13 protein-coding genes and 1 tRNA gene are annotated in these 14,306 nt (G+C 72.2%); 8 read left to right on the plus strand and 6 right to left on the minus strand.

Annotated elements, in window-relative coordinates; genetic code table 11:
- Positions 1–76 precede the first annotated feature (76 nt).
- From ACH4S9_RS31090 to ACH4S9_RS31105, 4 genes are all read left to right on the plus strand, one after another.
- On the plus strand, positions 77–1,690 hold the full coding sequence (locus tag ACH4S9_RS31090) for a M4 family metallopeptidase (protein WP_358846089.1): 1,614 nt from the start codon (positions 77–79) through the stop codon (positions 1,688–1,690).
- Positions 1,691–1,826: 136 nt separating this feature from the next.
- Positions 1,827–2,912 (plus strand): S-(hydroxymethyl)mycothiol dehydrogenase, encoded by a 1,086-nt coding sequence (locus ACH4S9_RS31095; RefSeq protein WP_398374805.1) that lies wholly within the window; start codon positions 1,827–1,829, stop codon positions 2,910–2,912.
- The gene (locus ACH4S9_RS31100; RefSeq protein ID WP_398374807.1) at positions 2,912–3,550 is read left to right on the plus strand and encodes an MBL fold metallo-hydrolase; all 639 of its coding nucleotides are present in this window, start codon (positions 2,912–2,914) and stop codon (positions 3,548–3,550) included. Before ACH4S9_RS31095 ends, ACH4S9_RS31100 begins: the two co-directional genes overlap by 1 nt.
- A gap of 90 nt (positions 3,551–3,640) precedes the next feature.
- Entirely contained in the window at positions 3,641–4,138 is a 498-nt protein-coding gene (locus tag ACH4S9_RS31105; RefSeq protein WP_352133549.1) for a hypothetical protein, read from the plus strand.
- On the opposite strand, the gene ACH4S9_RS31110 is transcribed toward ACH4S9_RS31105, so the two are convergent.
- Entirely contained in the window at positions 4,123–4,839 is a 717-nt protein-coding gene (locus ACH4S9_RS31110) for a pentapeptide repeat-containing protein (RefSeq protein WP_398374809.1), read from the minus strand. The genes ACH4S9_RS31105 and ACH4S9_RS31110 overlap by 16 nt on opposite strands.
- Before the next feature lie 166 nt (positions 4,840–5,005).
- Here ACH4S9_RS31110 and ACH4S9_RS31115 point away from each other — a divergent pair, with 166 nt between their 5' ends.
- Together ACH4S9_RS31115 and ACH4S9_RS31120 are read left to right on the plus strand one after the other, a co-directional pair.
- Entirely contained in the window at positions 5,006–6,202 is a 1,197-nt protein-coding gene (locus tag ACH4S9_RS31115) for an NAD(P)-binding protein (protein WP_398374811.1), read from the plus strand.
- A gap of 63 nt (positions 6,203–6,265) precedes the next feature.
- On the plus strand, positions 6,266–7,276 hold the full coding sequence (locus ACH4S9_RS31120) for a zinc-binding dehydrogenase (RefSeq protein ID WP_398374813.1): 1,011 nt from the start codon (positions 6,266–6,268) through the stop codon (positions 7,274–7,276).
- 104 nt (positions 7,277–7,380) lie between these two features.
- On the opposite strand, the gene ACH4S9_RS31125 is transcribed toward ACH4S9_RS31120, so the two are convergent.
- The 5 genes from ACH4S9_RS31125 to ACH4S9_RS31145 form a co-directional block, all read right to left on the minus strand.
- The gene (locus tag ACH4S9_RS31125; protein ID WP_311724642.1) at positions 7,381–8,484 is read right to left on the minus strand and encodes an aminopeptidase P family protein; all 1,104 of its coding nucleotides are present in this window, start codon (positions 8,482–8,484) and stop codon (positions 7,381–7,383) included.
- Between the two features lie 221 nt (positions 8,485–8,705).
- On the minus strand, positions 8,706–9,455 hold the full coding sequence (locus ACH4S9_RS31130; protein WP_398374815.1) for an IclR family transcriptional regulator: 750 nt from the start codon (positions 9,453–9,455) through the stop codon (positions 8,706–8,708).
- A 269-nt stretch (positions 9,456–9,724) separates the two neighbouring features.
- Positions 9,725–10,750: a LuxR family transcriptional regulator gene (locus tag ACH4S9_RS31135; RefSeq protein ID WP_398374817.1), complete on the minus strand. Its 1,026-nt coding sequence runs from the start codon at positions 10,748–10,750 to the stop codon at positions 9,725–9,727.
- A 1-nt stretch (position 10,751) separates the two neighbouring features.
- Positions 10,752–11,453 carry a hypothetical protein gene (locus ACH4S9_RS31140; protein WP_311724500.1) on the minus strand — a complete coding sequence of 234 codons (702 nt, stop codon included), beginning with the start codon at positions 11,451–11,453 and terminating at the stop codon, positions 10,752–10,754.
- 676 nt (positions 11,454–12,129) lie between these two features.
- Positions 12,130–12,205: transfer RNA gene (locus ACH4S9_RS31145), tRNA-Thr, on the minus strand.
- Positions 12,206–12,402: 197 nt separating this feature from the next.
- Here ACH4S9_RS31145 and ACH4S9_RS31150 point away from each other — a divergent pair.
- Positions 12,403–13,539, plus strand: coding sequence for a sn-glycerol-3-phosphate ABC transporter ATP-binding protein UgpC (locus ACH4S9_RS31150; protein ID WP_311724501.1), 1,137 nt, complete (start codon positions 12,403–12,405; stop codon positions 13,537–13,539).
- A gap of 330 nt (positions 13,540–13,869) precedes the next feature.
- A complete protein-coding gene (locus ACH4S9_RS31155) occupies positions 13,870–14,289 on the plus strand; it encodes a hypothetical protein (RefSeq protein ID WP_311724502.1) in 420 nt (139 codons plus the stop codon).
- Positions 14,290–14,306 lie beyond the last annotated feature (17 nt).

Genomic DNA, 14,306 nt, shown 5'->3' on the forward strand with positions numbered 1-14,306 from the left:
CCGGGCGGCCCACCCACGGCTGCCCGCACCCCCTACACAGGGCCGCGACCCAGCGGCCCCAAGGCTAGGAGACCGAGTGAGATCCATAGCTTCCGCCACCCGCAAGAAGTCCGTCCGCGCGGCCGCCCTCGTCGCCTCCGCCGCGATGGTCGTGATCGGCATGCAGTCCGGCCCGGCCAACGCCCAGGCCGAGCTGAGCCGTGAGGCCGGCGCGACGGCGCTGCCGCTCTCCGCCCAGGAGCGCGCCTCCGCGATCCAGGCCGCGCAGGCCGACGCCTCCGCCCAGGCCGAGTACCTCGGGCTCGGGGCCAAGGAGAAGCTGGTCGTCCGGGACGTCATCAAGGACGCGGACGGCACCGTCCACACCCGGTACGAGCGCACCTACGACGGCCTGCCCGTCCTCGGCGGCGACCTCGTCGTCCACGAGAAGACGAGCGGCGCGCGCAGCGTGACCAAGGCGACCTCGGCCCGGATATCCGTGGCGAGCACGGCCGCGGAGGTACCGTCCGCCGACGCCAAGAAGTCCGCCCTCAAGGCGGCGCCCACCGACGACAAGGCCGGCAAGTCGCCGCGCAAGGTCATCTGGGCGGCGACCGGGAAGCCGGTCCTGGCCTGGGAGACCGTCGTCACCGGCATGCAGAAGGACGGCACCCCGAGCGAGCTGCACGTCATCACCGACGCCGCCACCGGCGAGAAGCTGTTCACCGACGAGGCCGTCAAGACCGGCTCCGGCACCAGCAAGTACAGCGGCACGGTCACGCTCGGCACCACCAAGAGCGGCAGCACCTACAGCCTCACCGACAGCACGCGCGGCAACCACAAGACGTATGACCTGAACCAGGGCACGTCGGGCACCGGCACCCTGTTCACCGACGCCGACGACGTGTGGGGCGGCGGCCGCCAGACCGCCGGCGTCGACGCACACTACGGTGCCGCCGAGACCTGGGACTTCTACAAGGAGGTGCTGGGCCGCAACGGCATCAAGAACGACGGCGTCGGCTCGTACTCCCGGACCCACTACGGCAACAGCTATGTCAACGCCTTCTGGCAGGACTCCTGCTTCTGCATGACCTACGGCGACGGCTCCGGCAACAACAACGCGCTCACCTCGATGGACGTGGCCGGCCACGAGATGAGCCACGGCGTGACCGCGGCCACCGCCAAGCTCAACTACAGCGGCGAGTCCGGCGGCCTCAACGAGGCCACCTCCGACATCATGGCCACCGCCGTGGAGTTCTACTCCGCCAACGCCTCCGACGTCGGTGACTACCTCATCGGCGAGAAGATCAACATCAACGGCGACGGCACCCCGCTGCGCTACATGGACAAGCCCAGCAAGGACGGGGCGTCCCGGGACTACTGGTCCTCGACGCTCGGCAACATCGACGTCCACTACTCCTCCGGGCCCGCCAACCACTTCTTCTACCTGCTGTCCGAGGGCAGCGGCGCGAAGACCATCAACGGCGTCAGCTACAACAGCCCGACGTCCAACGGGGCCACGCTCACCGGCATCGGCCGGGACAAGGCCACCAAGATCTGGTACAAGGCGCTGACCACGTACCTGACCTCCACCTCCAAGTACGCACAGGCCCGCACCGCCACGCTCAGCGCGGCGACCGACCTGTACGGGGCGAACAGCGCCGAGTACAAGGCCGTCGCGGCCGCCTGGACCGGGATCAGCGTGAACTGAAGCACCTGAAACACCAGAAACGCCTGAAGCACCCGAAGTAGGCGCGCGCCAAGAGCGCCGAAGCGGCGACGGGCCGCACCGCACCCCGGTGCGGCCCGTCTCCGTCCGCACCGCTGATGGCGCTTACGCTGCTGCCATGACTCAACACGTACGCGGTGTCATCGCCCCGGGCAAAGGCGAGCAGGTCAGGATCGAGACGATCGTGGTTCCGGACCCCGGTCCCGGCGAGGCGGTGGTGCAGGTACGGGCCTGCGGTGTATGCCACACCGACCTGCACTACCGGGAGGGCGGCATCAACGACGAGTTCCCGTTCCTGCTCGGCCACGAGGCGGCGGGCGTCGTGGAGTCCGTCGGGGAGGGCGTCACGGACGTGGCCCCCGGTGACTTCGTGATCCTGAACTGGCGTGCGGTGTGCGGCCAGTGCCGGGCTTGTCGCCGCGGCCGCCCCTGGTACTGCTTCAACACCCACAACGCCAACCAGCCCATGACGCTCACCGACGGCACCCCGCTCTCCCCGGCCCTGGGCATCGGCGCCTTCGCCGAGAAGACCCTCGTCGCCGCCGGGCAGTGCACCAAGGTCGACCCGGCCGCATCGGCCGCGGCGGCGGGCCTGCTGGGCTGCGGCGTGATGGCCGGCCTCGGCGCGGCCATCAACACCGGCGGGGTGGGGCGCGGCGACTCGGTCGCCGTCATCGGCTGCGGCGGCGTCGGCGGCGCGGCGATCGCCGGGTCCCTGCTGGCCGGGGCTTCGAAGATCATCGCGGTGGACGTGGACGACCGGAAGCTGGAGCAGGCGCGCGGGCTGGGCGCCACCCACACGGTCAACGGCAAGACGGCCGATGCCGTCGAGGCCATCCGGGAGCTGACCGGCGGCCACGGCGCCGATGTCGTGATCGACGCGGTCGGCCGCCCCGAGACCTACCGGCAGGCCTTCTACGCCCGTGACCTGGCCGGCACCGTGGTACTGGTCGGGGTTCCCACCCCGGAGATGAAGCTGGAGCTGCCGCTGCTGGACGTCTTCGGACGCGGCGGCGCGCTCAAGTCCTCCTGGTACGGGGACTGTCTGCCCTCCCGCGACTTCCCGATGCTGATCGACCTGTATCTCCAGGGGCGGCTCGACCTCGACGCGTTCGTCAGCGAGACGATCGGGCTCGACGATGTCGAGGAGGCGTTCGCGAAGATGCAGCGCGGCGAGGTGCTGCGCTCGGTGGTGACGCTCTGATGACGCCACCGCCCGTACGCGTCGACCGGCTGGTCACCTCCGGCACCTTCTCCCTGGACGGCTCCACCTGGGAGGTGGACAACAACGTCTGGCTGGTCGGCGACGACAGCGAGGTGTACGTCATCGACGCCGCCCATGACGCGGACGCGATCATCGAGGCGGTCGGGGACCGGCGGCTGCTCGGCATCCTGTGCACCCACGGCCACGACGACCACATCGACGCGGCCCCGGACGTCGCCGACCGCACGGGCGCGCCGATCCTGCTGCACCCGGACGACGAGGTGCTGTGGCGCATGCGCCACCCGGACCGCAAGCCGGACGGGGCGCTCGCCGACGGCGACGTCCTCACCGTGGCCGGCACCGAGCTGCGGGTGCTGCACACCCCCGGCCACTCCCCCGGCGCGGTCTGCCTCCACGCCCCCACGCTGACCACCGTCTTCTCCGGTGACACGCTCTTCCAGGGCGGCCCCGGGGCGACCGGCCGCTCGTACTCGTCCTTCCCGACGATCATCGAGTCGATCCGGGAGCGGCTGCTGTCGCTGCCGCCGGAGACCGTCGTCCGCACGGGCCACGGCGACCCGACCACCATCGGCGACGAGGCTCCGCACCTGGAGGAGTGGATCGCCCGCGGCCACTGAGCCATGTGCTCGCGTGCGGTGCCGTCCCGCCCCGGCAGGACGGGGACGGCACCGCACGGCGGGTGCGGGCGCCGTGACACCATCGACCGTGTGATCGACCTCGGCTACTCCCTCTCCCGCCGCTTCCCCGACCCCCCGCAGACGGACTACCGCACCGCGGACGTGCACGCCCTGCGCCACGACCTGTTCTGCGGCGATGTCTACCTCGCCGACACCAAGGCGGACCGGGAGCTGTCCACAGCCTGGGGATGGGTGCCCGTGCTCGACTTCGCCTGGGCGCTGTGCGACATCGTCGAGCGGCTCGACCGCGACCCGCGCGGCAACCGCTCCGCGCGCCCCGTCCACGCCGAGCTGGACTTCACCGAGTCGACGGACCGGATGCTCTTCGAGCGGCGCTTCGGCTGGGTGGACGTCACGGCCGACTGGGCGCCGGCCGAGGAGCCCCCGCTCACCTTCAACCACGCCGCGCTGCGCCGGGAGGCCCGCGACTTCCTGCACGACCTGATCGCGGACCTCACCGATATGCACGAGGGGCTGGCCGACAACCCGGCGGTGTGGGACCTACAGGCCCGCTACCCCCGCCTCTGATCCCCGGTCCGGGCCGCGTCCTCCACCCGCAGCCCCAGCCGGGCCGCGAGCACCGGGGCCAGGTCGAGCAGCTGGGTCGGGCTGATCACCGCGCCCGCCAGGTCCTCCACGCCCCGCGCGATGTCCAGCTCCGCGACCGCGCGCAGGTCCACGTCCTTCATCCGCGCCTGGCTGAAGTCCACCCGGCGCAGCGCGCAGTCCACGAACTCCACGCGCTCCAGCACCGCCCCGCCGAAGTCCGGCTCGGCGAGGACACACCCCTCGAAGACGACGTCCGTGAGCCGGGCCGTCCGCAGATTCAGATAGTCGATCTTCCCGCCGCGCACCACCACCCGCTCCAGCACCGCGCCGTGCAGCTGGACCCCGCCCAGCCGGGCGTCGACCAGCTCCACATCCCGCAGCCGCGCCTCGGACGCATCGGTGCCCACGCCCCGCACGCCCTCCAGCACACAGTCGAGGAATCTGGCCCGGGCCAGCCGGACCTCGTCGAACGCGCAGCGGCGGATCCCGCAGTCCAGGAAGCGGGCGCCGCCCGCCCGCTGCCCGGCGAAGTCCAGGTCCGCGAACTCCAGCCCGTCGTAGTCCCCCTCCGGCTCCAGCTCCCCGCCCTCGTAGGGCCGCAGCCCGGGCAGCGTCACCTCCGGCCGCCGCGCCGCCCGCACCGCGCCCGCCGCCGTCCCGCTCCTGCCGCGCCCTGCCATCACCGCTCCGTCCATTCGCGCTCGCCGTGGCCCGCTCTCCATCGTGAACCACGCCACTGACAACGGCCGGACAGCGGCCCGATGTCACATCTCGCGCCACCGCGTCGTCGTACAGGGGAAGCGATCCGGTCCCACCCGGGTCGCAGCACGGGAAGGAGTGCTGCCCATGCACCGCATCACCGTCATCGGCGGCGGCCTCGCGGGCCTCACCGCGGCCATCGCCGCCGCCGAGGCCGGGGCCCCGGTCACCCTGCACGAGGCCCACCACACGCTCGGCGGCCGCGCCCGCACCGCCCCCGGCCCGTACCGCGTCAACGAGGGCCCGCACGCCTTCTACGCGGGCGGGCCGCACTGGCCATGGCTGAGGCAGCGCGGGCTGCTCGGCCCGCTCGCCGGCCTCCCGCCCCTGGAAGCCGCCCGGCTGCGCTTCCACCGCGGCGGACGGCTGCGCCGCGTACCCCCGGCCGCCATGCTCAGGCTGCTGCTGACCAGGCGGGCGCCGGTCGACGCCGACTTCGCCACCTGGGCGACGGGCGTGGTCGGCGCGGCCGGGGCGCGCGCGGCCGCGAACTACGCCGCCGTCGCCCTCTTCCACCACGCCCCCGGCCGGCTGTCCGCCGCGTTCGTCCAGGAGCGGTTCCGGCGCGCCGCCAAGGTGCCGCCGGAGGCCCACTATGTGCGCGGCGGCTGGGGCACGACCATCGAACGCATGGCCGATTACGCCTGGAAGCTCGGCGTACGGATCGAGACCGGCTCCCGCATGGACGCGCTGCCCGCCGCCCCGGGCGGGCCGGTGATCGTCGCGACCGCGCTGCCCGCCGCCCGCGCGCTCCTCGGCGACGCCTCCCTGACCTGGGACAGCGGCCGCACGGTGCTGCTCGACCTGGCCGTACGCACCCGGCGCGGCGACGCGTTCGCCGTCTCCGACCTCGACTCCCCCGGCTGGATCGAGCGCTTCACGGCCCAGGACCCCACCCTGGCCCCGCCCGGCGAGCAGCTGATCCAGGGCCAGCTGCCCATCGCCCCGGACGAGACCAGGGCGGACGGCGTCGCCCGCGCCGAACGCCTGCTGGACCTGGGCTTCCCGGGCTGGCGCGAGCGCACGGTCTGGCGGCGGGAGTCCACGGCCAACGGGCGTACGGGAGCGGTGGACGCGCCCGGCACCACCTGGCACGACCGGCCGGCGGTCGACCGGGGCGAGGGGGTGTATCTGGCGGGCGACCAGGTGGCCGCGCCGGGAGTGCTCTGCGAGGTGTCGTTCAACAGCGCCCTCACCGCCGCCGCCCTCGCGCTCGACGGGTGGCGCACAGGTGGAGGTCGCGGTGAGGGCCGTCACGTCTCCGCGCCGCTCAACACTCCTTGACTTCACCTTTGGTTGAGGTTGGAGGGTGGCCGTACGACAGCCCCGCAACCCCTGGGAGACCCCATGTACGCCGTCCGTCTGCACGCCTTCGGCCCCGCCGAGAACCTGGTCCTCGAGAAGACCGGCGATCCGCTCCCCGGCCCCGGCGAGGTCCGGATCGCGGTGGCCGCCGCCGGTGTCCACCTCCTCGACACCGCACTGCGCCAGGGCCTGACCTCCGCCGTGCACTCCGCGCCCGAACTGCCGACCATCCCCGGCCGTGAGGTCGCGGGCACCGTCGAGGCGCTCGGCGAGGGCACCGACCCGGCGTGGCTGGGCAAGCGCGTCGTCGCCCACCTCGGGATGGTCCCCGGCGGCTACGCCGAACTGGCCGTGGTCGCCGCCGGCAAGCTGCACGAGGTGCCCGCCAACCTGGACGAGGCCCAGGCCGTCGCCATGATCGGCACCGGCAGGACCACCATGGGGATCCTCCAGTTCGCCGATCTGGCCGCCGACGACGTCGCGGTCGTCACCTCGGCGGCGGGCGGGATCGGCCAGCTCGTCGTCCAGTACGCGGGGCACGCCGGCGCCACGGTCGTCGGGCTCGCGGGCGGACCGGAGAAGGTGGCGCGGGTACGCGAGCTGGGCGCCCACATCGCCGTCGACTACACCGACCCGGCCTGGCCGGACCAGGTCCGCGCCGCCCTCGGCGGCCGCCCCGCGACCGTGCTGTTCGACGGCGTCGGCGGCGAGCCCGGCCGCGCGGGCGTGGACCTGCTCGGCCCCGGCGGCCGTCACCTCGTCTTCGGCTGGTCCTCGGGCGGGCTGCTCACCGGCGGTGGCGGCCCGCTGGAGTTCGGCGAGGAGGAGCTGGCGGCGCGCGGCATCACCTCCCAGGTCGTGCTCGGCCCGCCGATGCTGGAGAGGGCCGGCGGCCCGGACCCGATCCGCACCCTCGAAGAGCGCTCCATGGCCGAGGCCGCGTCCGGCCGCCTCGTCCCGGCCGTCCACCGCTTCCCCCTCGCCGAGGCGGCCGCCGCCCACCGGGCCCTGGAGACCCGCGCCACGATGGGCAAGGTCGTCCTGGTCCCCTGATCACCCCGCCCCGCCGGGTCCCGCCCCGCTCCACGTGGGGAGAGCGGGACGGGCCCGGCGGGGCGCGGGGCACAAACCCGAGGCCAGGCCCAGGCCCAGGCCCGCTACGCCACCACGCGCAGCTCCCGCGCCGTGTTGTTCAGCCGCCGCCCGCCCGTTTCCGTGCAGGTCACGATGTCCTCGATGCGCACCCCGAAGCGCCCCGGCAGATAGATCCCCGGCTCGATCGAGAAGCACATCCCCGGCACCAGCGGGAGCTGCTCGCCCTCCGTCATATACGGCGGCTCATGCGTCGTGACGCCGATGCCGTGGCCGGTGCGGTGGATGAAGTACTCGCCGTAGCCCGCCTCGGTGATCACCTGGCGCGCCGCCCGGTCGATGTCCTGGCAGGCCGCCCCCGGGCGGACCGCCTCGAACGCCGCCTGCTGCGCCTCCCGTACGACCTCGTGGACCTTGCGCTCCTCCTTCGTGGGCTCGCCGACGTGCACGGTGCGCGTGGTGTCGGAGCCGTAGCCGTCCTTGAGGCCGCCGAAGTCCAGCACCACCATGTCGCCCTCCTCGATGACCCGTTCCCCGGCCTCGTGGTGCGGATCGGCGCCGTTCGGGCCGGAGCACACGAGCGTGAAGTCGACCTGGCTGTGCCCGTGTCGCAGCAGCAGCTCGCTGAGGTCGGCGGCGATGTCGCGCTCCCGCCGCCCGGCGAAGCGCACCCGCACGATCTCCTCGTACGCCGCGTCGGCCGCCGCCCCCGCCGCCGCGATCCGCTGCACCTCGTGGGTGTCCTTGACCGCGCGCAGCATGGGCAGCGCCTCGCCGATCGCGGAGTAGGAGGTGTCGGGGAGGGCGCGCTGGAGGCCGAGCAGGTGGGCGGCCCAGGTCTCGTCGGAGACGCCGTAACGGCCGCGCGCCGGCAGCGTGTCCGCCGCCGTCCGGTACGGGTCGCTGCCGTCGGTCCAGCCGGTCACCTCGATCGCCCCGGCGCCGGTCGCGGCCAGCGCGTCGGGCCGCTCCAGCAGGGGTACCAGCAGCCGCGGCGTCTGCCCGGGGACGAGCAGGAGTGCGGTGAGGCGCTCGGTCACCGCCGGGGGGCGGTAGCCGCACAGATGCGTCAGGTCCGGACCGGGGGTGACCACCAGCCCGGCCAGCCCGGCGTCGGCGGCGGTACGGGCCGCCCGGGCCATCCGGGCGGTGTAGTCCTCAAGGGTCATGGGGGCGAGCTGCTGCTCGGCGGGCGTCGGCATGCGGACAGCATCCCGCAGCGGCACCCACCCCGCGACAGGGGGCGGAAGACCCGCGACAGGGGCGCGGGCCCCGCGGCGGGGCCTTGGTGAGGGGCCGGAGCCGACGGGCCCCACGACACGAAGCGCCCGGACCGCGGCACCCCCGGCTCAGCCCTCCGTACCGGCGGCGCGTCAGCGCCCCCCGCGCGTCAGCGCTGGAATCCGCTGCCCAGCCGGACGGCCGCGTCGATCACCGCGCTGCCGTAGACCCGGCCCGGGGTGCCGGACATCCGCCCGACGGGCCCGGAGATCGACAGCGCGGCGACCACCCGGCCGCCGGGGCCGCGCACCGGGGCCGCCACGGCGGCTATCCCGTGCTCCCGCCCGCCGACGCTCTGCGCCCAGCCCTGGCGCCGTACGCCGGAGAGGGTGGCGGCCGTGAACTGCGCGCCGCGCAGCCCCTCGTACAGGTCTTCGGGCCGCTCCCAGGCCAGCAGCACCTGGGCTACGGGACCGGCGTTCATCGGCAGGGAGGCGCCGACCGGCACCCGGTCCTGCGCGACCGGGTTGCCGTCCACCGGGGCCTCGGCGACACAGATCCGCATGTATCCGCGGCGGCGGTAGAGCCGGGCGCTGGCGCCGGTCAGATCGCGCAGCTCGCAGAGCACCGGCTCCGCCGATGTCGCCAGGTGGTCCCGACACGCCTCCAGGGCCATCAGCCCGAGCCTCGGCCCCAGGATGAACCGGCCCTGCGCGTCCCGGGCCAGCAGCCGAAGCCGCTCAAGGGCGAGCACCAGCCGGTGCACGGTGGGGCGTTTGAGGCCGGTGGCGGAGACCAGCCTGGCCAGGGACGCCGGGCCCGCTTCCAGGACGCCGAGCAGGAGCGAGGCCTTGTCGAGCACGCCGACCCCGCTCAGCAGCTGCTCCGGAGAGGTCCGCTCCGCGACGGTCGGCGCCATCGGCGCCGGCTGGGCCGCCGGAGCCGCCGGGGCCGGCTTTCCGCGCGTCGCCTTCCGGTGACTCGTCAGGACCTTTTCAGGAGTTGAGATCGCCATAAGAGTGCCTCCTTGTCGGGCCGGTCACTCCCATGCGCCAGGACCGTCCGCAACCACGGCTTTCGTCAGGTCAGTTCATCATGTCTAGCCGTCCGCCCAGAGCACCCGCAATGCGGCTACAGGAAGCTGCCAGCACCTCAACCGGCCACGGCCCGCCCCGCCCCGCCACCGGCTCAGCGCCGGTGACGCGGGGCGTCCCGCGGCGGCTCCCGCGGGGCGTCACCGGGCGGGTTGGCCGGCAATAACCCCAGCTCAGCGGCGCGCACCCCGGCCTGGAACCGGGAGCTCGCGCCCAGCAGTGCCATGATCTCGGCGACGTAGCGGCGATAGGTGCGCACCGAGACCGACAGCTCGCGCGCGGCGACCTCGTCGGTGACGCCGAGCCTGAGCCACTCCAGGATCGGCCGCACCATCTCCATCCGGGCGTGGCCGCCGAGATCGACCTGTTCGTTCACCACCACCGCGTTGCGCCAGATCCCGTCGAAGAGGGTCTGGAGGGTCTCGATGACCCCCGGGTCCCGGATCGCCGAGGCCCGGCGTCCGACCGCCGAGTCGGCGCACACCAGCGCGGCGCGGCCGTCGACGATGAACGCGGCGAGCAGCGGAATCCGGGCGACCCGGACCTCCAGTGGCCGTCCGTCCCGGGCGTGCCGCCGCACAAAATTCCAGTCGAGCGAGTTCTGAGCGCACAGCACGCGTGTTCTCACGTCCTCGCCGCCGGAACGGAGCCATTCGCTCAGTACGGAATGCAGCGCCCCGACATGCGCGGCCTCCGCCGCGAGCACGACGTCGACATTCCCCTCGGCCTCCCGGATCAGCTCTTCGGCAGCCGTTCGAATTTCTCCCTCGTCCGTTTCCACCGCCGCGACCCAGGACTTCCCGAGCGGTCGCCCGGAGCCCTCGGCGGCAGCGGAATCACCGATCACCGATTCGCCGGCCGCGGATTCACCCGTCACGGATTCGGCCGTCGCGGATTCACCCGTCACGGATTCGGCCGTCGCGGATTCACCGGTCACGGATCCGGCGGCAGCGAAATCGGCGGCCCTGGATTCAGCGGCGGCGGATTCAGCGGCGGCGGCTTCGGCGGCGGCGGCTTCGACGACCGTGGATGCTATGAGCGCGCGAACCGCCAGGAGTTCCTGGGCGATGGCCTCATCGGCCCGCTCGCTGTCGGTGCGGCCCTCCTCGTGCCCGGTCACGTCAGTCGACGTCCGACAACAGCCCCAGCTCGACGGCGCGCACCCCGGCCTGGAAGCGGGAGTTGGCCCCGACGTCACGCATGATCGCCGCGACATGGCGGCGATAGGTGCGCAGCGAGACCCTGATCTGGCGCGCCGCCACATCGTCCGTGTGGCCCTCTCGCAGACGCTCCAGGATCATCCGTACGGAGTCCGAGCGCAGCCGCTCGGCCAGGCGCTGGTGCTCCTCCAACGGCATCGCGCTGCCCCAGGCCCCGGCGAACATCAGGTCCAGCGCGCGGACCGAGGCGGGGTCGGTGTTGAAGGTCGCGTAGCGGCCGCCGTGTTCGCCGCCGGACCGGCCGAAGGCGGCCCTGCCGTCGGCGATCACGGTCCCCTGGAGATCGACGTCCGCGACCCGGACCTCATAGCCCAGGGGGCCGCGCCGCGCGGCGGCGAGGATGCCGAGCGGGGCCAGGACCTGCGGGGTGCAGAGCACGCGCACGGTGACCCCGGAGTTGGCGACGGCGGTGAACCGGCCCATCTGCGGGAGGATGGGTTTGGCCCGCTCGAAGGTGCCGGGCACGATCAGGCTGATGCTGTGCCTGGCGCGCGTCAGCAGCTGCCCGATGGCCTGTCTGACGGCGGGGCCGTCGGTGGCCAGCACCATCGGCGGGGACTGTGCCGGGGCGCCGAGTACGGACACCGCCGGCTCTTCCTTCATGCAGGTCGCACTGGTCGTACTGGACGTACTGGACAGTTTCAGACTGGACAGTTCAGCCATGACTCCCCCATGCGGCACACGACACGTCCGTCGCATACCCGTCGGTTGCTGCCGACCGTCCAAGGTGACCAAGAACGGCCGCGATGGCGGTCGGCGGCCGCCCCGTAATTGAATCTGCAATGACACCGCCGCCAACCAGAATCACGAAACTTCCGCATACCGAACTTCCACGCCACCGTGGCCCACCGGTTCTCAACTCGCGAGTAACTCTTCTCTTCCGCAGCCAAGAAGCCCTTGTCCAGTGGGTGGATTGTGACCGGAAAGGCCGCACAAGCCCCTGCGGCGCGAGGTTAGTTCGCCCTCAGCAAGCCAGTCAACGCACTTCAGTTCGTAAAGATCAGGTAAAATCACTCACCTTTGCGCCACTTCTGCTTAACGCAATGACGCGGCACCCACGGGATTGTCAGCAAGTTGCACACCGACCGGGAAACTCCGCCCCCGACGCCCCCGACGCCCCCACCACGAACGCGCAGCGCATCCGGAAGGCCACGGTGGGCGATCAAGGAGGGGCGAGGCTGGCAATTTGTTGACAGCCGCGGCGGGGGGTGGAAGCGGGGATGCTCACGGAGCGAGACGAACGGCCCCCCGTGATCCGCCACGAAGGGCCGCGCGCGCATGGAGCCGACTGTCGGGCTCGAACCGACGACCTTCGCTTTACAAGAGCGGTGCTCTACCAGCTGAGCTAAGTCGGCGCGTCCACAGCAGTGTACCCACGCCGCAGGGGTGATCCGTTCGAAATTCCCCGCCGGTCCAAACTTTGATCCGCACAGGTAGAGACAGGGAGCCCCACCCCGAAGTAAGGTCGCGGCCAGTCCATGAGAGTGGACTAGACCCCTGCCTTTACTCGGATCGTCCGGCACGTTCCTGCCGGTGAAGGGACCAGATCAGCATGGCCACGGTTACGTACGACAAGGCGACCCGGATCTACCCGGGCACTGAGAAGCCCGCCGTCGATCAGCTCGAGATCGACATCGAGGACGGCGAGTTCCTCGTTCTCGTCGGCCCCTCCGGCTGCGGCAAGTCCACCTCCCTGCGGATGCTCGCCGGCCTCGAGGACGTCAACGGCGGCGCGATCCGGATCGGCGACCGCGATGTCACCCACCTCCCGCCCAAGGACCGGGACATCGCGATGGTGTTCCAGAACTACGCGCTGTACCCGCACATGACCGTGGCCCAGAACATGGGCTTCGCGCTGAAGATCGCCGGCGTCAACAAGACGGAGATCCGGCAGAAGGTCGAGGAAGCGGCCAAGATCCTGGACCTGACCGAGTACCTGGACCGCAAGCCCAAGGCGCTGTCCGGTGGTCAGCGGCAGCGTGTCGCGATGGGCCGCGCCATCGTGCGTGAGCCGCAGGTCTTCCTCATGGACGAGCCGCTGTCCAACCTGGACGCCAAGCTCCGTGTGCAGACCCGTACCCAGATCGCGAGCCTCCAGCGCCGGCTGGGCATCACCACCGTGTACGTCACCCACGACCAGGTCGAGGCCATGACCATGGGCGACCGGGTGGCCGTGCTCAAGGACGGGCTGCTCCAGCAGGTCGACTCGCCGCGCAACATGTACGACAAGCCCGCCAACCTCTTCGTCGCCGGCTTCATCGGCTCCCCGGCGATGAACCTCATCGAGGTGCCGATCACCGACGGCGGCGTGAAGTTCGGCAACAGCGTCGTCCCGGTCAGCCGCGAGGCGCTCAGCGCGGCGGCGGACAAGGGCGACCGCACGGTCACCGTCGGCGTCCGCCCCGAGCACTTCGACGTGGTCGAGGAGAACGGCGCCGCCGCCAAGGCCCTCACCAAGGAGAGCAAGGACGCCCCGGCCGGCCTCGCCGTCTCCGTGAACGTCGTCGAGGAGACGGGCGCCGACGGCTACGTCTACGGCACCGTCGAGGTCGACGGCGCGACCAAGGACCTCGTCGTGCGCGTCAACAGCCGTTCGGTGCCCGACAAGGGCTCCACGCTGCACGTCGTTCCGCGGCCGGGCGAGACCCACGTCTTCTCGACGTCCACCGGCGAGCGCCTGACCGACTGAGCGAGGTCAGCCGACGGTCGCCGACCGGCGAACGACTCGACTCCGCGGCGCCGCCCCTCCGCCTCGTGCGGGCGGGCGGCGCCGCCGTCTGTTGCGTCGACATGAGCGGGCATCTGTTGCCGTATCGACAAATACCCCGACAGATAAATACCCTTCCATATCAGGCATTTCACCCCAACCCGTCAAGGCGCATCCCACTCCCAGGGGTATCGCATCCCCCGAAACGGTGACTAAATGTCGCCAAATCATCGCTCCTCGCTACGATCGCCGCGTACCTCAGTCCCGTACGCACCGACCGTCGAGCACGGCCACGAACCGCGAGGAACGTCCTTGAACACCGCAGCACGCCGCATCGGCAGAACTCTCGCCCTCGTCCTCCCCGTCGTCCTCGTCCTCTCCGGGACGCTCGCCGTCACCCGCGTCCCGTGGGCATCCCCGGCGTCCGAGTCGCAGATCCTCACCGCCTCCTCCGACAAGGCGTCCACCCGCGCCGTCCACCGCGCCCCGCACGAAGTGCTGCGCGACCGGCTGCTCGCCGAGCTCCAGGAGAAGGACCCGGGCGTGGCGCTCACCCACCTCCAGGTCGCCACCTCCGAGCGCCCCTCGCTGGCCAGGCACTGCGCCTCCATCGCCCGCGCCCTCGGCCGCGCCGCGGTCGCCAAGTACGGCGGCACGGACCGCGCCCAGGCCTACTCCCGCCCGGTCTGCGACACCTCGTACGCGACCGGCGTGGCCCGGTCCCGCCCCTGACGCGGCTCGCGGCCCCC

It is taken from the genome of Streptomyces sp. NPDC021225, from assembly GCF_044332865.1.
Classification (GTDB): domain Bacteria; phylum Actinomycetota; class Actinomycetes; order Streptomycetales; family Streptomycetaceae; genus Streptomyces.

What these genes read in the sequence shown, in the direction of transcription:
- ACH4S9_RS31095 (WP_398374805.1), top strand. Translation starts at nt 1,827, where the DNA reads ATGACTCAACACGTACGCGGTGTCATCGCCCCGGGCAAAGGCGAGCAG.
- ACH4S9_RS31100 (WP_398374807.1), top strand. Translation starts at nt 2,912, where the DNA reads ATGACGCCACCGCCCGTACGCGTCGACCGGCTGGTCACCTCCGGCACC.
- ACH4S9_RS31110 (WP_398374809.1), bottom strand. Translation starts at nt 4,839, where the DNA reads ATGGCAGGGCGCGGCAGGAGCGGGACGGCGGCGGGCGCGGTGCGGGCG.
- ACH4S9_RS31115 (WP_398374811.1), top strand. Translation starts at nt 5,006, where the DNA reads ATGCACCGCATCACCGTCATCGGCGGCGGCCTCGCGGGCCTCACCGCG.
- ACH4S9_RS31120 (WP_398374813.1), top strand. Translation starts at nt 6,266, where the DNA reads ATGTACGCCGTCCGTCTGCACGCCTTCGGCCCCGCCGAGAACCTGGTC.
- ACH4S9_RS31125 (WP_311724642.1), bottom strand. Translation starts at nt 8,484, where the DNA reads ATGACCCTTGAGGACTACACCGCCCGGATGGCCCGGGCGGCCCGTACC.
- ACH4S9_RS31130 (WP_398374815.1), bottom strand. Translation starts at nt 9,455, where the DNA reads ATGGCGCCGACCGTCGCGGAGCGGACCTCTCCGGAGCAGCTGCTGAGC.
- ACH4S9_RS31140 (WP_311724500.1), bottom strand. Translation starts at nt 11,453, where the DNA reads ATGAAGGAAGAGCCGGCGGTGTCCGTACTCGGCGCCCCGGCACAGTCC.
- ACH4S9_RS31150 (WP_311724501.1), top strand. Translation starts at nt 12,403, where the DNA reads ATGGCCACGGTTACGTACGACAAGGCGACCCGGATCTACCCGGGCACT.